General features: G+C 38.0%; 15 protein-coding genes and 1 CRISPR repeat array (1 of these 16 cut by a window edge). Of the genes, 9 read left to right on the top strand and 6 right to left on the bottom strand.

The window, feature by feature from the left end; all coding sequences use genetic code 11:
• Window positions 1-210: 210 nt before the first annotated feature.
• Entirely contained in the window at window positions 211-1,557 is a 1,347-nt protein-coding gene (gdhA, locus tag B9T24_RS02030) for an NADP-specific glutamate dehydrogenase (protein ID WP_228145674.1), read from the top strand.
• 266 nt (window positions 1,558-1,823) lie between these two features.
• Here gdhA and B9T24_RS02025 read toward each other — a convergent pair whose 3' ends face one another.
• The 3 genes from B9T24_RS02025 to rlmH form a co-directional block, all read right to left on the bottom strand.
• On the bottom strand, window positions 1,824-2,591 hold the full coding sequence (locus B9T24_RS02025) for an META and DUF4377 domain-containing protein (RefSeq protein WP_086164271.1): 768 nt from the start codon (window positions 2,589-2,591) through the stop codon (window positions 1,824-1,826).
• A 139-nt stretch (window positions 2,592-2,730) separates the two neighbouring features.
• Window positions 2,731-3,507 carry a dioxygenase gene (locus B9T24_RS02020; protein WP_086164270.1) on the bottom strand — a complete coding sequence of 259 codons (777 nt, stop codon included), beginning with the start codon at window positions 3,505-3,507 and terminating at the stop codon, window positions 2,731-2,733.
• A 201-nt stretch (window positions 3,508-3,708) separates the two neighbouring features.
• Window positions 3,709-4,191, bottom strand: coding sequence for a 23S rRNA (pseudouridine(1915)-N(3))-methyltransferase RlmH (gene rlmH / locus B9T24_RS02015; protein WP_086164269.1), 483 nt, complete (start codon window positions 4,189-4,191; stop codon window positions 3,709-3,711).
• Between the two features lie 154 nt (window positions 4,192-4,345).
• Here rlmH and B9T24_RS02010 point away from each other — a divergent pair, with 154 nt between their 5' ends.
• Window positions 4,346-5,305 carry a M28 family peptidase gene (locus B9T24_RS02010; protein ID WP_228145673.1) on the top strand — a complete coding sequence of 320 codons (960 nt, stop codon included), beginning with the start codon at window positions 4,346-4,348 and terminating at the stop codon, window positions 5,303-5,305.
• Window positions 5,306-5,847: 542 nt separating this feature from the next.
• On the opposite strand, the gene lon is transcribed toward B9T24_RS02010, so the two are convergent.
• The 3 genes from lon to B9T24_RS01995 all read right to left on the bottom strand — a co-directional run bounded on the left by lon (window position 5,848) and on the right by B9T24_RS01995 (window position 9,438).
• Complete coding sequence (gene lon, locus B9T24_RS02005; RefSeq protein ID WP_086164268.1) at window positions 5,848-8,274, bottom strand: endopeptidase La; 2,427 nt, start codon at window positions 8,272-8,274, stop codon at window positions 5,848-5,850.
• A 146-nt stretch (window positions 8,275-8,420) separates the two neighbouring features.
• The gene (locus B9T24_RS02000) at window positions 8,421-9,008 is read right to left on the bottom strand and encodes a 5-formyltetrahydrofolate cyclo-ligase (RefSeq protein WP_086164267.1); all 588 of its coding nucleotides are present in this window, start codon (window positions 9,006-9,008) and stop codon (window positions 8,421-8,423) included.
• Window positions 9,009-9,057: 49 nt separating this feature from the next.
• Window positions 9,058-9,438, bottom strand: a complete 381-nt coding sequence (locus B9T24_RS01995; RefSeq protein ID WP_086164266.1) for a MerR family transcriptional regulator — start codon at window positions 9,436-9,438, stop codon at window positions 9,058-9,060.
• Between the two features lie 85 nt (window positions 9,439-9,523).
• On the opposite strand from B9T24_RS01995, the gene B9T24_RS01990 reads away from it, so the two are divergent.
• The 7 genes from B9T24_RS01990 (at window position 9,524) to cas6f (ending at window position 21,472) form a co-directional block, all read left to right on the top strand.
• On the top strand, window positions 9,524-12,397 hold the full coding sequence (locus B9T24_RS01990) for a heavy metal translocating P-type ATPase (RefSeq protein ID WP_086164265.1): 2,874 nt from the start codon (window positions 9,524-9,526) through the stop codon (window positions 12,395-12,397).
• Window positions 12,398-12,963: 566 nt separating this feature from the next.
• Window positions 12,964-14,664, top strand: coding sequence for an NAD-dependent malic enzyme (locus B9T24_RS01985; RefSeq protein ID WP_086164264.1), 1,701 nt, complete (start codon window positions 12,964-12,966; stop codon window positions 14,662-14,664).
• 291 nt (window positions 14,665-14,955) lie between these two features.
• Window positions 14,956-15,915, top strand: a complete 960-nt coding sequence (gene cas1f / locus B9T24_RS01980; protein ID WP_086164263.1) for a type I-F CRISPR-associated endonuclease Cas1f — start codon at window positions 14,956-14,958, stop codon at window positions 15,913-15,915.
• Window positions 15,912-18,860 (top strand): CRISPR-associated endonuclease Cas3'', encoded by a 2,949-nt coding sequence (locus B9T24_RS01975; RefSeq protein ID WP_086164262.1) that lies wholly within the window; start codon window positions 15,912-15,914, stop codon window positions 18,858-18,860. Before cas1f ends, B9T24_RS01975 begins: the two co-directional genes overlap by 4 nt.
• Before the next feature lie 14 nt (window positions 18,861-18,874).
• Window positions 18,875-19,855 (top strand): type I-Fv CRISPR-associated protein Cas7fv, encoded by a 981-nt coding sequence (gene cas7fv, locus B9T24_RS01970; protein ID WP_086164261.1) that lies wholly within the window; start codon window positions 18,875-18,877, stop codon window positions 19,853-19,855.
• An 11-nt stretch (window positions 19,856-19,866) separates the two neighbouring features.
• Complete coding sequence (gene cas5fv / locus B9T24_RS01965; RefSeq protein ID WP_086164260.1) at window positions 19,867-20,877, top strand: type I-Fv CRISPR-associated protein Cas5fv; 1,011 nt, start codon at window positions 19,867-19,869, stop codon at window positions 20,875-20,877.
• Window positions 20,878-20,884: 7 nt separating this feature from the next.
• Window positions 20,885-21,472, top strand: a complete 588-nt coding sequence (cas6f, locus tag B9T24_RS01960) for a type I-F CRISPR-associated endoribonuclease Cas6/Csy4 (protein WP_086164259.1) — start codon at window positions 20,885-20,887, stop codon at window positions 21,470-21,472.
• A gap of 131 nt (window positions 21,473-21,603) precedes the next feature.
• Window positions 21,604-22,832: a CRISPR direct-repeat array (repeat unit 28 nt; unit sequence GTTCACTGCCATGTAGGCAGCTTAGAAA) (it continues 1,984 nt past the right edge of the window).

Below are 22,832 nucleotides of genomic sequence, written 5' to 3'. Positions count from 1 at the left end.
AGTCAATGAAAACAGCAATGAAACATGCTTAGGATTAAGCACTTTTAGTTGGTTATAGTTAATATAAATATATGTTATTAAAACTTTTTTTCATTTTTTTTAAAATAACTATTGTGGATTGGCTGCAAAAGATATTTAATATTTTGCGCCAAAAATTATCACTTTTTGAAAATTTGATCAATTTTGATCCATCTTTCTGCTGAGGATTAAGTGTTGAAATATAACAGCCTTAACGACTTCCTAGACTACGTTAAATCACGTGATGCACATCAACCCGAATTTCTACAAGCTGTAGAAGAAGTCATGACTAGCCTTTGGCCGTTCATTGAAAAGAACCCACAGTATGCTGATCATGGTTTACTTGAACGCTTGGTTGAGCCAGAACGTGCGATTCAATTCCGTGTTTCTTGGGTGGATGACAAAGGTCAGACTCATGTGAACCGTGCTTTCCGTGTACAGTACAATTCAGCCATTGGGCCATTCAAAGGTGGCATGCGTTTTCACCCATCGGTGAACCTTTCAATTCTTAAATTTTTAGGTTTTGAACAAACATTTAAAAATGCCTTAACCACACTTCCTATGGGTGGCGGTAAAGGTGGCTCAGACTTTGATCCTAAAGGTAAGTCTGAAGGCGAAATTATGCGTTTCTGCCAAGCCTTAATGATTGAATTGTACCGTCACCTTGGTTCAAATACGGATATTCCTGCGGGGGATATTGGTGTAGGTGGTCGTGAAGTCGGCTACATGGCTGGGATGATGAAAAAACTCAGTAATGACACTTCATCTGTATTTACAGGGAAAGGTTTGTCATTCGGTGGTTCATTGGCTCGTCCAGAAGCAACGGGTTATGGCACGGTGTATTTTGCTGAAGAAATGCTGAAAACTAAAGGTAATTGCTTCCAAGATAAAGTGGTGACTATTTCAGGTTCAGGCAATGTTGCACAATTTGCTGCTGAAAAAGCGATGTTCTTAGGGGCTAAAGTGGTTTCACTTTCAGACTCTGTGGGTACTGTGTATGTGAAAGACGGCTTTACCGATGAATTATTGGCTGAAGTGATGGAGCTTAAAAACGTTAAACGTGGTCGTATTTCTGAATTCGCATCTAAACATGGCTTTGAGTATCTTGAAGGCAAACGTCCTTGGTCAATCAAATGTGATATCGCGTTGCCATGTGCAACTCAAAATGAATTGACGGGTGAAGATGCGCTTGCATTGATTGCAAATGGTGTGATTTGTGTTGCTGAAGGGGCCAACATGCCATCGACTTTAGATGCTGTTGAAAAATTCATTGAAGCCAAAATTTTGTATGCGCCGGGTAAAGCATCAAATGCGGGTGGCGTTGCGACTTCTGGTCTTGAAATGTCGCAAAACGCGATTCGTTTAGGTTGGACTTTCGAAGAAGTGGATGAGCGTTTACACGCGATCATGAAAGAAATTCACCGTAACTGTGTTAAATACGGTACTAAAGAAAATGGTACTGTGAACTATGTTGATGGTGCGAATATTGCAGGCTTTGTCAAAGTTGCGGATGCAATGTTGGCTCAAGGCGTATTCTAATACCAATTTTCATCAATATCTCAATATCCTAAAAATCTCCCCTCTTGCGAAGCAATGCTTCTCATCTTTATTAAAGAGGGGAATATCACAAATCAGATTAGTATTTGAATTTGTGTCACTCCTCCCTTTTTCAAAGGGAGGTTGGGAGGGATTTGAGTTGATGAAAGATGATCATTTAATTTCAAAAATTGGTATATGATTTTACTTTCTTGAATAATAAAAAACCGATGCTCTGGCATCGGTTTTTTATTATTGAAATGAACTGCTTATTTTACGGTTGCACGTTCAATCGTCATGTCATGTACATAGGCATATTTAGACTGATCTGCGGCAGGGTTCTTAATTTCATAACGTTTTACACGAATGATTTGGCGCTCATTGGGATTATGTTCAAAACCTTCAATATGGTTGTAAAACAATGTCCAGTCTTTATCGACCTGAGTTTTAACACCGTTTTCTGCGTATTTAATTTCACGCACTTGCAAACAGGTTTGTGGTGCTACGCCTGTACATTTTTTTGTTTCTGGAGCAATTTCAAGAAAAATAGTTTCAGCTTGCGTTTGATATTGTGTTTCAGGTGTCATTTTGCCTTCAAATACAACTTTTTGACCTGTTGCATCAATTAGCGTTAATGTTGGTTTATTTACATCTTGTGTATTTAAAACAAAGGGAATAGTACGTTTAGCAAAAATTGAGCTAGAGAACTGTTCTTGTTTCATTAATTCGGGTGAACAAGCCATCATGGTTGACATTAAATCAGTAGTGATAATTTGACCTTTCTCAATTTTCCATGATGTACCTTGAGTATTACAACCTGTTGCAATACTTAAACGTTGTTGATCATTGAAATTCAACACAAGTGGCTTATTTGTGCCTTGTGGTTGATAAGACCATTGGTAGGCAGTGAGTGTTTTATCCGCATTTTGTTGTTGAACCATCGACACGGCTAAATCTCCAACTTTTTGCATATCGCTAGATTGACAAGCTGCAAGCGTTAATGGAAAAAGGGCAATCGCTAAAAATTTAAGTTTCATTTTAAAAGTACTTGGTTTTGAAAGATTTTTACAAGCATATCGTATTCGTGCTCAAAAAAAATGGATACATTTTGAGGTATTAGGTATCAAAATGTATCCATAACTATTATTTTGTTGATTGTTGATAAAAAGTTATGAATCAGTCAAAACGATAGATATCCATACCCAGTGAACCCATACTAAAACTACTGTGGACAATGTTGAAGCGCTGACCTGTTCCCATCGCAAAGAACAGTGGGGCAAAGTGCTCTAAGGTCGGATGATTTCGTTTTGCATAGGGAATTGTTTGCCAGTCCAGTACAGCATCATAATTTTGATGAGCAAGTTTGCTCACGACATAATTACGGAAACTGGACGCCCATATAGGGACTTCAGTCGGTTCGCCACGCCAAGCTAATTCAGCTAAGTTATGGGTGATACTGCCCGAACCAATAATGAACACTTGTTTTTCACGCAGTGGGGCAAGTGTGTGACCAATTTTATAAATATCTTCAGCAGACCAGTTCATTGGGAGTGAAATTTCTACCACAGGAATATCTGCATTAGGATACATATGTAGCAGGGGCATCCACACGCCATGATCACGCGGACGAGTGCTATTGGCATGAGCCGCTAAACCTGCATCTGCTAAAAGATGTAAAATTTCTTCAGCAAGTTCTGGTTGACCCGGTGCAGGATAGCGGATTTCATAGAGTTCAGCGGGAAAACCACGGAAATCATGCCAAGTTTCGGCACGCACACTGGTACTTACTTCAAGTGAGTTACTTTCCCAGTGTGCAGACATCACAATAATGGCTTGCGGTTTAGGCAGGTTCAGGCTGAGTCGTTGTAATGCAGGACCCACTTGTTCTGGATTAAGCGCAAGCATGGGAGAGCCATGTGAAATAAATAAACCGGGTAAAGTTTGTAAATTCATGATGATGCGCCTAATTCAAATCATATTGACTGAAGCAATGATGCCAAAATTACCCTATAGACGAAATAGCGTTTATTTCAACAGGTCGTTGCATAAACAGAACAGTAAAAATAGCCTTACTCATTTTTATCAAACTTGTTCGATGCTATTTACGGTAAATCCAGTTTGATAAAAACTCAAGGAAGGACTCAGCAGATTTATTTAACCTGCCCGATGATAAGGATGATTGTGATTGATGGTCATTGCACGGTATAACTGCTCGATCAGCATCACGCGAACCATAGGGTGAGGCAAAGTGAGCTTGGACAACGACCAGTGCCATGCAGCTGCTTTACGCACCGCTTCCGAGTGACCATCTGGCCCGCCAATGGCTAACACCACATCATTGCCTTCTAGCATCCATTCTTTCATGGTTGTGGCGAGTTTTTCAGTGCTAAATTCTTTGCCACCGACTTCAAGCGCAATCAGGGTTTCATTTTGTTTAAGCGTATTTAAAATACTGTCACCTTCAATTTGACGATATTTTAAGATATCGGCTTCAGAATCATTTTTCCCGCGTTTGGCCATGGGCAATTCAATAATCTGAGTTTGCACAAAAGGTTGAATACGCTTGAAGTAATCTTCAAAACCAGTGAGTACCCAAGCAGGCATTTTTTGACCGATGGTAATAATACGGATTTTCATAAGATTCGATGGTTTGAGAGTCTGCACTATTATAAGCACTAAAATGCTTTTTACTTATTTTGAGCAACAAATTGCAATTGAAAGTTAGTATGTGATGCTGTTTTAATCATGAATAGTGGAGTAAATATAAATAAAAACCATGGACGAAGAATAAATGAGAGCAAAAAAAAATCATAATATAGGCTTATGCTTGAGCACATTCCTTTTTTCTATTTTTTTCAGTGCTTCACTATGGGCAGCACCTAACCTGACGACAGCGAGCACGAATAATTTAAAAGTCTATTTGGAACAAATTATTGGCACTGATAGCTATCGTAATTATAAAAATATAGAAGAATTACAGCGTGTTTCTGCATGGATTAAAGAACAAATGCGCTTGTTTGGTATTCCATGTCAATATCAAAACTATTCGGTCAATGGTTTAGGCTATCGAAATGTGGTGTGTAACTTAGCTGCTGGGCATGCGGATAAAGTGATTGTTGGCGCGCACTACGATGTCTTTGGCGAGCAGCAGGGTGCTGATGATAATGCTTCTGGTGTAGCGGGAGTGATTGAGACCGCGCGTATTCTTGCGCAACAGAAATCTCAACTCACGCAAAATATAGAATTTGTATTTTATACCTTACAAGAACCGCCATTTTTCAAAACCGAGCAGATGGGCAGTTATATCCATGCCAAATCGGTACAAGCACAAAAAGATCAAATTCAAGGTGTGTATATTTTAGATATGATTGGTTACTTTGATGAAAAATTGGTGCAAGAATATCCAGCGGGTTTGAAGTGGGTTTATCCGAGTCATGCGAATTATATTGCTGCGGTGAGTAATTTACAGTCTTATGATTTGGGCGCGAAATACTGTGAAGAAATGCGAACATTGAACCGTTTAGAGTGTCAAAGATTGGTTGCACCTTCTTTTGTTTCAGGAATGGAGTTCTCAGATCATCTTAATTATTGGAAGTTTGATATTCCAGCAGTGATGATTACCGATACCGCTTTTTTTCGAAATAAGTATTATCACACTGAAAAAGATACTTTAAAAACGCTGAATATTGGAAAAATGGCCAATGTGATTGATGGTTTAGTGAATAATTTAATGATGCCATCTGGGCAATAGATAACTTGCATAAATCAAAAGAATTTCAATATTGGATTGTTTAAAATCAGCACTGCCTCATTTTATTGATTCAATTTTTATGCCTTTGCGTAGGCATTCTCCCTACTTTTGAAAGGTCAAAATGAGGATCTCAAAATATATTTTGAATCCGCAAGAAAAACCTTTTGTTTCCCATACACTACATCCCTGTCGTGATGGGAAACGTGTGGCATCCATGCCACACTCATGAATCTAATACCTGCTAAAATTTACTTTTGGCTTTACGAATTACTTGTATTGATTAAAAAATGACTTATAAAAGAAGTTTAATAAAAAACGCAGTCCACTAAGAAAAATGGGACTGCGATCAAAAGGTCATCCACCTGGAGATGTAGATGACCATTCACATAACAGCTAAAATAGAAGCTTACAGCGCATTTATGTTTCTCTATTAATAGATGAGGTCAAAAGCTAGACTTTTCAAGTTCTCTATATGTCCAATATAACAAAATAAACGCATAAAAAAAGAGAGCCGAAGCTCTCTTTTTTGTATCAAATTACCATTAATGACGTGCAGCTTTACCTTCAGCAGCCGGTTTTACAATCGGATTTTTTGGCAAAGGTTTTGGCATTTCTGTTAAAGCCAATGGCAAAATATCATCGATACCTTTCACCGCTTTAATTTCTAAACCAGCTTTGACATTGTCTGGAATTTCCACCAGATCACGTACGTTTTCTTGTGGGATAAAGACTAACTTAATGCCGCCACGGTGTGCTGCAAGTAGTTTCTCTTTTAAGCCACCAATACGCATGGCACGACCACCTAAATTGGTTTCACCTGTCATTGCAATGTCCGCACGAACAGGAATCCCTGTGAAGGCAGAAACCAATGCTGTGGTTAATGCCAAACCAGCAGATGGACCATCTTTCGGTGTTGCACCTTCAGGTAAATGCACGTGAACATCGGTTTCTTCAAATCTTGCAGCTTCAATACCCAGCGCATCTGCACGGGTACGTACCACCGTCATTGCAGCGGTAATGGATTCTTTCATGACATCGCCGAGTGAACCCGTTGTGATGAATTTACCTTTACCTTTTACAGCTGCCACTTCAATCGACAGTAGTTCACCACCGACAGAAGTCCAAGCTAAACCATTGACACGACCGACTTCAGCTTCTTCTTCTGCCATACCATAGTCGAACTTATGTACGCCTAGGTAATCAGATAAGTTTTCCGCAGTGATGTCGATATGTAAGTTTTTGGCTTTTTTGCTGACCGCTTCTTTTACAACTTTACGGGCAATTTTTGATACTTCACGTTCAAGGCTACGTACACCTGCTTCGCGTGTATAACGACGCACGATGTCACGAATCGCTTCTTCATGAATGGTCAATTCTTTGCCACGTAAACCATTGTCTTTAATTGCTTTAGGCACAAGATAACGGTCTGCAATATTGACTTTTTCTTCTTCGGTATAACCCGGAAGGCGAATCACTTCCATACGATCCAGCAAAGCTTCTGGAATATTCATGCTGTTTGCAGTACAGATGAACATCACTTCAGACAGGTCAAGATCAAGATCTAAATAGTGATCGTTAAACTTACTGTTTTGCGATGGATCAAGCACTTCAAGCAATGCAGAAGCAGGATCGCCACGGTAGTCTTGCGCCATTTTGTCAATTTCATCGAGCAAGAATAATGGATTCTTCACACCGACTTTGGTTAACGATTGTACAATTTTACCCGGCATCGCACCAATATAGGTACGACGGTGACCACGGATTTCCGCTTCATCACGTACGCCGCCTAAAGCCATGCGGACAAATTCACGACCAGTCGCTTTGGCAACGGATTCACCGAGTGAAGTTTTACCGACCCCTGGAGGCCCAACTAAGCACAGGATAGGCCCTTTGAGTTTTTTCACCCGTGATTGAACCGCTAAGTATTCAACAATGCGTTCTTTAACTTCATCTAGACCATAATGGTCTGCATCTAGAATTTCCTGTGCTTTTGCCAAGTTAATACTGACTTTGCTGGCTTTGTTCCACGGGGTATCTAAAATGGCTTCGATATAGTTGCGAACAACAGCGGCTTCACTTGAAGCGGGCTGCATTGCTTTCAGCTTGCGGAATTCACTTTCAGCTTTTTTACGCACATGTTCAGGTAAATCTGCTTCTTCAAGACGACGTTCAATTTCTGCAACATCATCTTCAGCACCGCCATTCATGTCGGAAAGTTCGCGCTGAATGACCTTCATCTTTTCATTAAGGAAGTATTCGCGCTGATTTTTCTCCATTTGGCGTTTTACCGAGTCATGCAAAGTTTGTTCAATCTGTTGTTCTTCAGATTGTTGCAACAGATAAGTCATTAACTCTTGTAAGTGAGCTTCAAAATCATCATGTTCTAAGAACTTTTGTTTGACATCAATGTTTAAAGGCACACGGGTTGCCACGAAGAACACCAGTTGCAATAAATCATCAATTTTATTGGCAGCAGTAATCAATTCACGTGCATTACGTAATTTTGCTTCTGCATATTGTGCAAATAAAGTGCGTAGTTCTTGTACACGTGTTTCTTGAGATTCAGCTTTAATGTTGACTGTCATTGGGCTAATTGCATGTTCAGCCGATAAATATTCATCATTTTCGATGATTTTTACCAGTTTAGAACGATGTAATCCCTCAATTAATACTTTGATACAGTTTTCATCATTTTCATGATTCACAACTTGCACAATCTTTGCGACAGTACCGTATTGATATAGGTTGTCGTGATCAATTTCTTCTGTAAGCGAATCTTGTTGCGCAACAACAAATACGAGATTGTCACTGTTACGAGCCACGTCAACTGCTTTGATCGATTTTTCACGACCTACAAATAACGCAATTTGCATGTGTGGATAAACCACAACATCTCGTAGCGCTAAAAGCGGTAATACGCTTGGAACCTGTGGTTCTAAGGTTTCTTGATTCATAATAATTTCAGACATGGGCACTCCTAATGAGTAACAATGGTGTTGCCATATTTTTATAGTGATGTGTATTTCAAAAATTACAAGGGGAGCTGCACATAAATTGTATGATAAATGCTTAAATAATTGATTTAATGCTTATAACAACAGTCAAAAATGCCAAATTAACGTTTAAACAACCGCATGTGTAAAGGCGTGATCAGTACATCAAGTGGCTGATCCCAAACCTGACGTGGAAGTCGCTCTTGTACCAGTTGAAAGTCATGTGCAATGCCTAAGCGCAAAGGCTTGTTTGGCGCACTGGTAAGGGTTTTATCATAAAAACCGCCCCCCATTCCAATCCGTGTCCCGTAAACGTCACATGCCAGTAAAGGCATGATCAGCACGTCGAGTTTTGAAACATGCATTGCGCGGCTTGCCATCGGTTCTTGCATGCCAAGAGGATGATGTGAAAAGCGTTTGTTGCGATATTGTTGTTTTGAAATTTTAACCCAGTGCAATTGCTGATTCATGGTGCAAATCATGGGTAAATAGACTTGTTTATGCTGTGCGAAGCAATATTCAATCATGTGCTGGGTTTGAATTTCGCCAAAAGCATGTAAATAAATACCGACACGTTTTGCCTGTTGTAGCTGTGGAAAATGACGTAAGCGATGCAAGATTTGGCTGGAGGAAGATTGTTGTTGGAATTTATCGACTTGTTTGCGTTTGGTTTTAAGCTGTTGTCGTAGTGATTTTAAGTCGATAGACATAAGTCGTTGGTCCTAAACGCAAAGATCAAGTGTAGAGTAGAGTATAAGTTTAACTGTTTTTAAGTTCTTTCAATATTGGGCAACAGCTATTATTGGTTGTTTTACATTCATCAATCCATGTTGCAAGGCGTTGTTTTAAGCTATTGAGTTCTTGAATCCGTTGGTCAATTTTGTCCAGACGTTGTTGTATAACATGGCGAACTTGTTCGCGGTCTTCAAGTTGTAGCTGTAATAACTCCTGAATTTCACTGAGCTGTAAACCCGCATCTTTAGCTTTTTGAATAAAGCTTAAGGTTTCAATATCTTGGCTATTATAATAACGATAACTTTGAGTGGTTTCAGGCACGCGCATTAAGCCAATGCGTTGATAATAACGAATGGTTTCGACATTGACCTGACATTGTTTAGCCAGTTTTCCAATGGTGAGCATAAAAAGTATCCTTAATATGACTTGACTCTGTACCTAGGTACAGACTTTATGCTAGCACAATTGAATAATTAAATGGGTAAGTCTGATGAGTGAACAAGCTAAATCTTCTTGCTGTACAAAACAACAATCGAGTCTGGAATGGGTCAAAGTAGATCCTGTTTGTGGGATGAAAGTCACCGATTTGTCTAAACCCAATATTGACTATAAAGGGCAGCGTTATTATTTCTGCTGTAAGGATTGTTTAAATAAATTTGAGCTAGATCCTGAACAATATTTGCTGTTAGCTGAGGTAAATGAACCGAAAAAAACTGGTTGTGGTTGTGCTGCAAAAGCTCAAACTGAAGAAAAAACGGCTTCATGCTGTGCGCCTCAAGATCAACAAGCTGTGGCGCAATCATCGGGCTGTTGTGCTGGAAATAAACCGAAAACAGCAGTTCAATCCATTGAAACGGTGGTTGACCCCGTTTGTGGTATGCAGGTTAAAACCGGTTCTCAATATCACAGTACCTATCAAGACCAAGATTATTATTTTTGTTCTGAACGCTGTTTAAGCAAGTTTAATATCGCACCTGAACAATATGTGGTGGTTTCAAAGGCTCAAAGCACTTCATGCTGTGGCACAGAAAAACCACCAGAACCGAAAAAACAGGCATCGTGTTGTGCGGGTGGTCATGCGGTAAACTCTTCAGGGCAAACAGAAATAGATCCTGTCTGTGGCATGTCGGTGGACACATCAACCGATTTAAAAACTGATTATCAAGACAAAACCTATTACTTCTGTAACCCATCTTGCCTAGATAAGTTTAAGGGTGATCCTGAGTTTTACTTAATTCCACTCGATGAACGTCCTGTACCAGAAGGTGCAGCGGATATGGATTATACCTGTCCAATGGACCCCGAAATTGTACAAAAAGGCCCGGGAACTTGCCCGATTTGTGGTATGGCTTTAGAGCCTATGCAACCAACCTTGGATGATGCACCAAACCCTGAATTGGTGGATTTTAGCCATCGTTTTTGGCTGACTTTGCCTTTGACCTTAATTGTTTTTGTCTTGGCTATGGGTTCGCATATTCATGCCTTTATTCCACAGCATATTCAACCGTGGATTGAATTGGTGCTTTCTATTCCTGTGGTGCTTTGGGCAGGCAAACCCATTATAGAGCGTTGTTGGACATCTTATAAAACACGTAACTTAAACATGTGGAGTCTCATTGGTGTAGGGGTATTAGCGGCCTTTGTTTATAGTGTGGTTGCAACTGTTTTTCCCTCCCTTATTCCGATGGAAGCCAAAACAGGTCATGGCGTGGCGGTGTACTTTGAAGCAGCCTGTATGATTGTGTCTTTAAGTTTGCTTGGGCAAGTTATGGAATTGAAAGCCCGTGCCAAAACTGCTGATTCATTAAAGTCATTGCTGCGATTGCAATCCAATACTGCGAAACTGGTGCAGAATGATCAGGTGGTCGAAGTTGATATTGGCATGGTGAAACAAGGTGATATTCTGCAAATTTCATCGGGTGAGCAAATTCCACTGGATGGCATTGTGGTTGAAGGCAAAAGCTATGTCGATGAAGCGATGATGACGGGTGAACCAGTTCCAGTCAAAAAAGAATTAGATGATTTAGTCATTGGCGGAACGGTGAATCAGCAGGGCAGTATTCGTATTCAAACCACTGCGGTGGGTGCAAATACCACTTTGGCAAAAATGATTCAAACCGTGGCAGAAGCCCAGCGTTCTAAAGCGCCGTTACAACGACTTGCCGATGTCTTTGCTAAATATTTTGTTGTTACAGTGCTGGTCATTAGTGTACTGACGTTTATCGCGTGGATGGTCTTTGGTGACGCGCAATTTGATTTGGCGCTGATGTGTGCCGTGGCTGTACTGATTATTGCCTGTCCTTGTGCTTTAGGTTTAGCAACCCCCATGTCGGTGATGGCAACCACGGGGCGGGCTGCACAAAAAGGCGTACTGTTTAAAGATGCTGAAGCGATTGAAGCTTTAAGTAAAGTCAATACATTGGTGATTGATAAAACAGGAACATTGACTGAAGGCAAGCCAAGCCTAAAAGAAATTCAGTTATTGTCCGATCAGGTGACACAAGCTCAAGCTGAACAATGGATTGCCTCGATTGAACAGTATTCGACCCATCCTATTGCACAGACTTTGACGAAACTGGTTGCGGCAACTGAACTGCTTAAAGTCAATGATTTTGAAGATGTCACGGGCTTTGGCGTAAGAGGTCAGATCAATGATCAAATGCTGTATGTTGGCAGTCAAAAGCTACTCGATCAATTGGGTTTAAATTTAGAGGAGTCTGTTCAGGCTCAGTTACAACAACAACGTGCCAAAGGCAATGTGATTAGTTTTTTGGCCAATGAACAGAATGTTTTGGCGTATATTTCGATTCATGACGCAGTTAAACCCAATGCGCATCAAGTGATTGCGCAATTGATTGCCGATGGTGTGGATGTTGTCATGGCAACGGGTGATCACGAACAAAATGCAAGATTAGTGGCAGCAGAGCTCGGTATTCAGCATGTTTATGGCAACTGTACACCGACTGAAAAATTAGACATTGTGAAAAAATATCAAGCACAAGGCAAAATTGTGGCTATGGCAGGTGATGGTATAAATGATGCACCTGCACTTGCTCAAGCCAATATTGGGATTGCAATGGGCAATGGAACAGATATTGCCAAACAAACGGCACAAATTACCTTGGTGAAAGGAGATATTCGTGGGGTGGCGGATGCCATTCACATGGCAAAACTGGGTGTTAAAAACATGAAACAGAATTTGGCATTTTCATTTGTCTATAACGGCTTAGGTGTGCCTGTGGCAGCAGGTATTTTCTACCCATTGACAGGTTTATTATTGACACCAATGTTGGCTGCTGTTGCGATGTCACTGAGTTCATTATCCGTGGTGATTAATGCTTTAAGGCTGCAAAAGTCTAAATAGCCTTAAATAGTTCTAAATAAGTTTAAACGGCTCAAATACGCTGCGATACCCAAGATAAATTTCTTGGGTATTTTTTTAGCGTAAAAAGCAGGAACTAAAATGAAGTAGAGCAGTTCATGACATCGGTGATAAACATGAAAAAAGACGCTGATCAACACAGCGGATGCTAAATAACAAAAATGTCTGAAATGTCGCTGAATATAGTTTGACAGTTTTATCATTCAATCCATTTTTAAGCATTTAAATTTAATGCACCATAATTGTGCAATTATTATAAATTTTGGAAATGTATGTAAGCAAATTTATCACCGCTTTAAATGACGATTAAAAAGATTAAAATAAACGCAAAAAATTATTCGAAAGCATCAGTTTTTTTATTTACCTAGATATATTGAATTGAAAAAGCAGATTTTTTTATCTTCATTAGATTAAAAAATTGTTTATGTATTGGTATCAAATTTAAAAATATACCATCACGGTAAAATCGGGCTAAGCTAGTCGCTTGTGAAGATATGATATACATTTTTCTGTATACCATCTTCATGACTTTTGAAATGAGATAGGAAATGACGACAGATAACTTGGTGATTAAACAACCTTTATATATTCCTTATGCAGGAAATACGCTTTTAGAACTTCCGTTGTTAAATAAAGGCTCTGCGTTTACCGAACAAGAGCGTAGTAAATTTAATTTACATGGCTTAATTCCGCATGTTATTGAAACTATTGAGGAACAGAGTCATCGTTCATATCAGCAATATTGCTCATTTAACGATGCGATCAATAAACATATTTACTTGCGTAATATTCAAGATACCAATGAAACCCTGTTTTATCATTTACTTGAAAATCATTTAAGTGAAATGATGCCGATTATTTACACCCCAACGGTGGGTGAGGCATGTCAGCAATTTTCGGATATTTACCGCCGTCATCGCGGGATTTTCATCTCTTATCCTGATCGTGATCATATTGAAGACATTTTGCATAACGTAAATCGTAAAAACGTCAAAGTCATTGTGATTACAGATGGTGAACGTATTTTAGGTTTAGGTGATCAGGGCATCGGCGGCATGGGCATTCCGATTGGTAAGCTTTCCCTGTATACCGCTTGTGGTGGTATTAGCCCCGCGTATACCTTACCCATCACTTTGGATGTCGGCACCAATAACCAGCAGTTGTTAAATGATCCAATTTATTTAGGTTGGAATCAGCCACGTATTAGTGGTGATGAATATTATGATTTTGTTGACGATGTGATTGCCGCGATTCAGCGTCGCTGGCCAGATGCACTGATTCAGTTTGAAGATTTTGCGCAAAAAAATGCCATGCCATTGCTGAATAAGTATCGCGATAAAATTTGCTGTTTTAATGATGATATTCAAGGTACAGCAGCCGTTTCGGTAGGTAGTTTAATTGCAGCCTCACATGCAGCAGGCAAACAACTGAAAGATCAGACCGTTGCCTTTTTAGGTGCGGGTTCGGCGGGTTGTGGTATTGCTGAACAGATTGTGGCGCAAATGATGGCAGAAGGCTTAGCTGAAGCCGATGCACGTGCTCGTGTCTATATGGTCGACCGTTTTGGCTTAATTACTGAAAATCAGCCCAACCTACTAGATTTCCAAAGAAGACTAGCGCAAAAACCAGAAGTGATTGCTGAGTGGGGCAATGCAGAAGAAGTCATTTCTTTACTGGATGTGGTGAAAAATGCCAAACCAACGGTGTTGATTGGGGTTTCAGGTCAGCCGGGTTTATTTACAGAAGAAGTGATTCGAACTTTAGCTGCCAACTGTGAACGTCCGATTGTTTTGCCATTATCCAACCCGACTTCACGTGTTGAAGCGGTGCCTGCGGATATTATTCAGTGGACGGATGGTAAAGCGTTAATTGCGACGGGTAGTCCTTTTGCTCCAGTGAATTATCAGGGCAAGATTTATAATATTTCGCAGTGTAATAACTCGTATATATTCCCAGGCATTGGTTTGGGTGTGATTGCATCAGGTGCCACACGTGTGACCGACAGTATGTTAATGGCTTCAAGCAATGCCCTTGCAGATTGTTCACCGAAACTGATTGATCCTGATGCAGATTTGTTGCCCGACATTGATTCAATTCAACAGGTTTCAAGAATCATTGCTTTAAAAGTGGCGCAAGCGGCAATGCAGGCAGGTGTAGCACCGATTGTCAGTAATGAAACTTTAGCGAAGGCCATTGAAAAGCATTATTGGAAACCTGAGTATCGTAGTTATAAACGTATTACTTTTTAATATGTGAATAATCATATATTGCCCCGAAAATCTTTTGATGTTGATCAATGAGATTTTTGGGGTAAATTTTATGAACGGATAGTGTTTGTATTTAATTTATATTTAAAAATTTTATCGGCATCATGATGTATAAATTTAGCGTATTTTTCCTTTGTAAATGAAGTTAAATTAAATAAAAAAAACGGTTAAAATTGCTGTATAAAAAACTTTATAAGTATTTTATTTTACTTAAAATATTCATCTAAATTATGTATATTAAATTATCGATTTAAAAATATAAAACGTATAAAAATGGAACAACTTAACCCATCAGACTTAAAAGCCATTCTTCATTCTAAACGCGCCAATGTGTATTACCTTGAACATGCACGCGTCATGCAAAAAGACGGTCGTGTTCTGTATTTAACTGAAGCTAAAAATGAAAACCAATACTGGAATATCCCGATTGCTAATACCACAGTGATTTTATTGGGTACAGGTACGTCCATCACCCAAGCAGCGATGCGAATGCTCGCCAGTGCAGGGGTATTGGTTGGTTTTTGTGGTGGAGGTGGAACGCCACTTTTTATGGGCAGTGAAATTGAGTGGATGACACCGCAAAGTGAATATCGCCCGACAGAATATATGCAGGGCTGGATGCAATTTTGGTTCGAAGATGACAAGCGTCTAGCGGTGGCAAAACAGTTTCAACATGCGCGTATCGATTTTATACGGAAAGTTTGGGATAAAGACCGAGACTTAAAAGAACAGGGTTTTTATTTGGATGATCGGGATATTCAAACTGCACTGGATGGTTTTGAAAAGAAGATTCCTAATACTACAAAAGTCGGTGATTTGCTCTTGCATGAAGCAGCAATGACCAAACAACTTTATAAAATTGCTGCAACACGCAACAAAATAAGTTTTGAGCGCAATCGTGAACAGGGTGATTTAGCCAATGATTTTCTCAATCATGGTAATTATTTAGCCTATGGGTTGGCAGCGACTACACTTTGGGTTTTAGGTATTCCACATGGTTTTGCGGTGATGCATGGTAAAACCCGTCGTGGTGCTTTGGTCTTTGATGTTGCGGATTTAATTAAGGATGCTGTGGTACTTCCGTATGCCTTTATTTGTGCAAAAGAAAAAATGACTGAGCAAGAATTTAGAGCCCAAATATTGCAAAAATTTACGGAGCATAAATGTTTAGATTGGATGTTTGATCAGGTAAAGGAAGCGGCTTTGTCTTCTAAAAATGGAGATGAAGCATGATTGTGACTTTCGTTAGCCAGTGTGAAAAGAAAGCTTTAGCTCGGACGCGCCGTGTATTGGATGCTTTTGCTGACCGTATTGGTGATAACACATGGCAAACAGTCATTACCGAGGATGGTCTAATTGCCGTTAAAAAATTATTACGCAAAACGGTGACTAAAAGTACAGCAGTCAGTTGTCACTGGATTCGGGGCAGGCGTAGAAGTGAGTTGTTGTGGATTGTGGGGAATCGGAATAAGTTTAATGCGCAGGGGATTGTGCCTGTGAATAGCACTCAAAAAGAAGTATTTATGGATGTGACAACAATGAAAGCTAAACAAGATCAATTTTATGCGAATACAAAATTACAGCCTTTAGCAGAACATTCTTTTGCAATTGGATATATTGCACAGAAACTTTTTGAACGTATATTAGATAATGATGAACATCAAAATTTATCGAAAGTCGCTTATTTGGCAGGGTGTTTACATGATTTAGGCAAGTTAGATCCACACTTTCAAGATTGGGTGAAAAAGCAAAAACAGAAAGATCCTGATGAGGATGGGCAGCATATTGATGTTAAATTCACATTTGATAAACATCCGAGACATAATGAAATTTCTCTCTTACTGTTTAACTTATTAGAGAAGCAATGCGTAGGTTTAAATAATCCTCAAAAAGAAAGCTTGCAACATGTCATTTATTGGCATCATGCCAAGCCCTACCGTCAGAAAGATGATTTTACAGGTGTTATTAAGGCATATGAATATTTAACAAAAAACTTGAATGATGATGCATTTGAAAATTTGGTTAAAAATGCAGTTTTAATGCTCAAAAAAATACAACAATCTGCAAGCCATTATTCAAGTGAATTTACACAGATTGAAAAACACTTACTTTGGTCTATTGAGTCTTTTAATGATCTAATTGAAAGTTTTCAATATGATTTTAAAAGTGCTGAATTCCCTGAATTTAAACGCTACTTAATCACGGATACTTTAGCAAAGACAAGACAGAAAGTTTCATATAATGCACAGCATAATTTACTGCGTGCCTGTGTTATTAGTGCAGATCGTTTAGTATCTTCATGGTCAGCAGATGACTTAATTGAAAATTTAGCACAACAGCGCTTGGATGATTTTATTGAAGATACTCAAGAAGAAATTTCAACATTAATGTCTTCTTTAGAGGGGGTAGCACAGAAATTTCCAAATAGTGAGCGAAGTCAAAAACAAAATGAAATTGCACAGAAACTTGCGGATGTTCGAGATATTTCTGTGCTTTCAGGAGCAGCAGGATGTGGTAAAACCAAAATTGCATTAGAGTGGGCAAAGCTTAAAAATGCACAAAAAATAATTTGGGTTTGCCCGCGTGTACAAGTTTGCCAAGGTATTTTTGAGGAACTGATAACTGATTATTTACCTGATGCAAAAATTGAAATATTTACAGGAGAGTTTAAATATACAAATTCATGGGATAATTTAACATCTGAAGATGAGTATTTCTCGGGTGATGTGGTCGTTACAACGATTGATCAGATTTTAGGATCAATCACAACCCATTCCAAAGTAAATAGTTTATTACCTTTTATGGATGCTCATGTGGTCTTTGATGAATACCATGAATATATTGGTATGGAAATTTTCAATTTATTGTTTGCAGAATTAATTGCCAATAAAAATATGCGTAAAGCTTATGAAAAAAATACGTTATTGGTTTCAGCAACGCCACATTATTTATATTTAAAAGAAATTCTTGATATTGGAAGTGATGATGTTATTGAAATGCCATCATTTAATCAGAGTCACTACCAAGTTAATTTTATTGATTATGACGATGCCGATAAGCTCAACAGTCCATTTTTTAAAAAATATGATACAAAAACTTTTGTTATTAGTAATACTGCATTAACAGCACAACAAAGTTTTATTTATCAACAACAATATGAAAATAATATTTTGTTTCATTCAAAATTTAAGCGTAGCGATAAGAAAAAATGGTTTGGTGAAGTGTATGAGTCATTCAAAAAAAATGGAACAGCACAATATGATGTTTTGAGAAGTGGACCTATTGTTCAAGCATCTTTGAATATTAGTTGTAATGCAATGTTAAGTGAAATGACGTATGCTGAAAATATTTTGCAACGTCTAGGACGTTTAGATCGTTTTGGGGAAAATAATGCTGTAAATATTCTAACTATTGCAATTACCGATGATATTAAACAAGGAAAATCTAAAGGTTCATCTGCAAAATTTTTAAACTCATTGCATGGTTTACAATCCGCTAAAGTTTGGTATGAATTTTTATACCATCAGCTTGCAGATCAAACTTTTAATTTACCCAAGTTGTATCAACTCTATAAAGATTTTTATTTATCTCCTGAGAATGAAAAAAGTCAGCAATTACTTTTGCAAGATCTAGAAAAAGCAATAAAGAGCAGTATTCTGCAATTGAATAATAAAGTGACTGAACCTGTGAAAGTAGTCAAAAAATCAATAACAGAGCGTAAGTCTAAAATTAGTAAAAATTCATTACGGGGAGATAGTCGTTTTGTACAATTGGCTTTGCTGAATGTAAATGATTATAAAAATCCAATTTTTGAGAACTCTTATGCTTATCAACCACCTTTGGATGATACAACTGAGTTTGATAATTTGACAGAATCACTAAGCATAATTCGAGACTTAGGGTTAATCACTTTTATTGCACAAAAGCATGGAAATATCGATGTTACACATCCTGTGCAAGGTATTCCCGAAAAGAAACATACTGCAAGATGTACTGTTCTAGAAAATTATGCACGTGATGCAGAATATCCACTTTATTTAAGTTACATCGAAGATGATTTAAATAAAGTTGGAGGGACAGGGATAAGACATACAGAGGCTATCTATTATGCCGTTTGCGATAAGCAACCTATTGGTGCAATTTCATTAAATAAAATTCAAGTTTTAACTACAAACTAAAAAAGAGGGTAAAAATGTCAAAAGTAACAGGTATAAAAAGCGTAGATTTTAAAATTACAGCTTATGGTTATGGTGTGGTGAATTGGAACGGCCCAACGACATTAACGGGTGATGATGGTACAACTGTTGATAATCATAGTTTGCCCAAATTACGTGGTTATTCTAATTTAACAGGAAAAATTAAAGAAGAAACAGGCTATAAATATAAGAAAGAAGCTTCAGATATAGATTTTTCGAAAACGCCTTTATATATCAGTCAAAACTGTATTCGTCATCATTTGTTCCGTGACCAAGCATATGATTTACATTATGCCAAAGATAAAAACTTGATTGATGTACTAGCGTCAATCACAGGTTTAATTCGTGGTTATGTTGTGCCATCAAGTCAATGTAAACGTACAAGCCCCTTGTTGATTACAGATTTTATTGATCAGTTGGGGAATGGTAACTTTGAACAAATGGGGCGTTCAGGTTCTAAAGAAAAAGGTAAAGATGATAAAGGTAAAGATGTTGCGAGTAATTCATTTTATTCAAAAACTACCTTTGGTGATACTGAATATGTGGCTTATGGTTCAATCAGTATTGAACAATTAGAATTTATTTCATTAGATAAAAAGTTTGATCGCGCATCAATGATTATTAAAGAAGGTGAGGGTGAAAAAATTGCTGAAACTGTGCAAGCATTTATTCAACAATTGGATCCAAGTCGTCAGCCTAAAGCAATTTTTCATGCGAATTATGTACGTAAAGGCACAATCTTTGAAGAAGGTGAAGTTGGCATTTTATTGGATAACACTGCGATTGATATTTTAGTAAATGAAACATTAAATTTATTACGTGAACTCAGTATTAAGCAGGCAAAAGGTTATATGTACGTTGAATCTGTAGAAGTTGATTATAACGATAGTAATAAAATGATGCGTATTAAGCGTTCGCCCGAACAAGCAAATTTAGAACCGCAAATGGATTATGCTGTTTACTTCGAAGCACAATAATGGGGTGATTTATGCAAATCATTATTGAATATGAGTCTTCATGGCGAAATTCATTTTTGGATGGATCAAATAATGAAAGTTTGCCAAAAAATGGTCGAAATTTTATTGGCTCAATGACGGCTTTAAAAACTGATGGTAATTATAAAAGCCAAAAAGTGACTAAGAATACCGTCATGGGGATATTGAATCGTTTGATTGGTGATCAGCGAAAATTATACCAAGCTAGAAATGAACCTAATTACTATTTTAGAGAAATTGAAGAAACCTTGAATGAGAGTGATATTAAAGATACTGCGGTACTTGATCAGGAAATAATATTTTTGCGAAATGTATCGGGAAGTACAGATCAAAATGCATTTACAGGAATGATTAAAGCAAATGATTCTGCTTTTAAATCTATATATTCTTCAGATTTGTGGGGAGTTTTGTGGATGAGTTTAAATGAAGTAATAGACTTTATTTTAAATGAATCCTCTCAAGTAAATGAAGTTGAAAATCTTGATCCTATTATAGTGTGTGAGCAGATAGAGATTTTAAGCTCTGAAAAACCTATTGATACAGTGGAACACATTCAGGATGTTTTAGATTTTTTACAGGTAAAATTTCCTGATATAAATTATTTAACTGCTAAAAAACAGTTACCTTTAATTAGTCTTTATACGTCAGCTCTATATTTACAAATTGAACGTTTAGCGATGAAATATGATTTATCCAATATTTTAACTAAAAGTGGAGGGCTAAGTGGTATATCAAAGCGTGGGTTTACTAAAAAAGACTTTATGAAGCGTTATACAACAGGTGAGCAAAAATTAATTTGGGGAAATCCATATTTACTTAAACAAAAAAAGAAAGGAGAGGGAGAAATCATTTCGATTTTAACCAAAGCAAGTGGTCAATTAGAAATTAATCTGAATATTTCTAAAGATCAGGCTCAAGATTTGGAAGAAAAAATTGAAAATGCAGGTGTATCATCTTTTTATTTAGGTAAAAAAGGTCTTGCCTATGTCACAGATATTCGATGAGGTAATGATGAAATATTATATTGAAGTGACCTTAATTGAAAATCCTGAATTTGTGGCACATCAATTATGGTCAAAACTTTATACGCAATTGCACATTGCTTTGGCTGAAATAAAAGATACAAATGATAAGGTGAATATTGGAGTTTCATTTCCCCAATATCGATTTAATCAGGAAAAAAGTATTGGATTTTTGGGTGAAAAGCTTCGGCTTTTTGCCCCAAATGAAGCTGATTTAAAAAAACTTGATCTTAAAAAATGGTTAGATCGATTAACTGATTATGTGCACATCACTTCTATTCGAGAAGTGCCAGAGAATATAAAAAGTTATGCTATTTATAAACGTAAGCAAGTGAAAACCAATGCTGCACGTTTGGCGCGCCATCGCATAAAACGCGGTGATATTGGTTTTGATGAAGCTTTGGCTCGTTATAGCAATGTTGTTACAACAACGGATCTGCCATTTGTTCAAATGAAAAGTTTAACCTCAGATCAAATGTTTAAACTTTTTATAGAAAAGCAGAATAGTGAAAAATTGGACAAGCAAGCTTTTAGTACTTATGGATTAAGTTCAGAGTCATCTGTACCTGAATTTTGACCCAATATTTTTTCACTCTTTAACAGCTTAATAAAATCAATGAGTTATAAAGGTGAGTCGAAACTTGGGTCTTTTATAGATTTTTAGGTTTAACTCGCTGTTATAACTTAATTTTTTGCTATAAAATTACTGTTCACTGCCATGTAGGCAGCTTAGAAAATTTCATATACGCTTTTCTGTAAGTACATTCGGTTCACTGCCATGTAGGCAGCTTAGAAACAAGTTATAAAATCACAAACAGGTTTAGCCCAGTTCACTGCCATGTAGGCAGCTTAGAAAAGTGATAACGGCCGTTGTTTCTTTTTTTGATAAGTTCACTGCCATGTAGGCAGCTTAGAAAATACATAAAGCGTAAATTTGCGTAAAAATCTTGTTCACTGCCATGTAGGCAGCTTAGAAATTTAAATAAATCCGCATCCATGCGATAGAATCGTTCACTGCCATGTAGGCAGCTTAGAAAATAATTATCTGCCCAATCAAGGTGAGCATTAAGTTCACTGCCATGTAGGCAGCTTAGAAAAGTAGCTTCATTTGCTTTTTCAGCAGCAGCTTGTTCACTGCCATGTAGGCAGCTTAGAAATTAAAGTTTATAATCGATCAATTAAACAAGGCGTTCACTGCCATGTAGGCAGCTTAGAAATCTTTACCGCTAATTAATTCACTCACACCGTCGTTCACTGCCATGTAGGCAGCTTAGAAAATGATACTTGGGCTAATGCTGTAATGAGGTGTGTTCACTGCCATGTAGGCAGCTTAGAAATGCTAGTTTTGAAAGCATGGATTGACTCGCTTGTTCACTGCCATGTAGGCAGCTTAGAAAAAATCAAAGCGATTTTAGAAAAACCTTAAGGAGTTCACTGCCATGTAGGCAGCTTAGAAATTTCATATAAAAACTTTTAAAGCTGATCTTTCAGTTCACTGCCATGTAGGCAGCTTAGAAAACAAGCCCGAAAAATACAGCAATCGTGCTGCTGTTCACTGCCATGTAGGCAGCTTAGAAAATTAACTTCAGCTTGCTGATCCGCAAGTAAGCGTTCACTGCCATGTAGGCAGCTTAGAAAACCCGTTGCTTGGTGGCTGAATAAATGCGCCAGTTCACTGCCATGTAGGCAGCTTAGAAACATCGGGTGAATAAGCTGAATTATTATATTGAGTTCACTGCCATGTAGGCAGCTTAGAAATTCAAAGTCATCGTAAGCAAGGTCACAACGAGGTTCACTGCCATGTAGGCAGCTTAGAAATTCAGCAACCGCGGCCGCGTAAGTGTCGGGGTGTTCACTGCCATGTAGGCAGCTTAGAAAGATAATGTCTGCGTCAGGTTTGATCGCTAGAAGTTCACTGCCATGTAGGCAGCTTAGAA

This window comes from Acinetobacter sp. ANC 4654, from assembly GCF_002135425.1.
GTDB lineage: Bacteria > Pseudomonadota > Gammaproteobacteria > Pseudomonadales > Moraxellaceae > Acinetobacter > Acinetobacter kyonggiensis.
This window is presented reverse-complemented; position numbering and strand designations above follow the sequence as displayed.

Bases quoted from the DNA above. Each gene is read 5' to 3' on its own strand.
- B9T24_RS02025 (WP_086164271.1), bottom strand. From the start codon at position 2,591: ATGAAACTTAAATTTTTAGCGATTGCCCTTTTTCCATTAACGCTTGCA.
- B9T24_RS02020 (WP_086164270.1), bottom strand. From the start codon at position 3,507: ATGAATTTACAAACTTTACCCGGTTTATTTATTTCACATGGCTCTCCC.
- rlmH (WP_086164269.1), bottom strand. From the start codon at position 4,191: ATGAAAATCCGTATTATTACCATCGGTCAAAAAATGCCTGCTTGGGTA.
- B9T24_RS02010 (WP_228145673.1), top strand. From the start codon at position 4,346: ATGAGAGCAAAAAAAAATCATAATATAGGCTTATGCTTGAGCACATTC.
- lon (WP_086164268.1), bottom strand. From the start codon at position 8,274: ATGTCTGAAATTATTATGAATCAAGAAACCTTAGAACCACAGGTTCCA.
- B9T24_RS02000 (WP_086164267.1), bottom strand. From the start codon at position 9,008: ATGTCTATCGACTTAAAATCACTACGACAACAGCTTAAAACCAAACGC.
- B9T24_RS01995 (WP_086164266.1), bottom strand. From the start codon at position 9,438: ATGCTCACCATTGGAAAACTGGCTAAACAATGTCAGGTCAATGTCGAA.
- B9T24_RS01990 (WP_086164265.1), top strand. From the start codon at position 9,524: ATGAGTGAACAAGCTAAATCTTCTTGCTGTACAAAACAACAATCGAGT.
- B9T24_RS01985 (WP_086164264.1), top strand. From the start codon at position 12,964: ATGACGACAGATAACTTGGTGATTAAACAACCTTTATATATTCCTTAT.
- cas1f (WP_086164263.1), top strand. From the start codon at position 14,956: ATGGAACAACTTAACCCATCAGACTTAAAAGCCATTCTTCATTCTAAA.
- B9T24_RS01975 (WP_086164262.1), top strand. From the start codon at position 15,912: ATGATTGTGACTTTCGTTAGCCAGTGTGAAAAGAAAGCTTTAGCTCGG.
- cas7fv (WP_086164261.1), top strand. From the start codon at position 18,875: ATGTCAAAAGTAACAGGTATAAAAAGCGTAGATTTTAAAATTACAGCT.
- cas5fv (WP_086164260.1), top strand. From the start codon at position 19,867: ATGCAAATCATTATTGAATATGAGTCTTCATGGCGAAATTCATTTTTG.
- cas6f (WP_086164259.1), top strand. From the start codon at position 20,885: ATGAAATATTATATTGAAGTGACCTTAATTGAAAATCCTGAATTTGTG.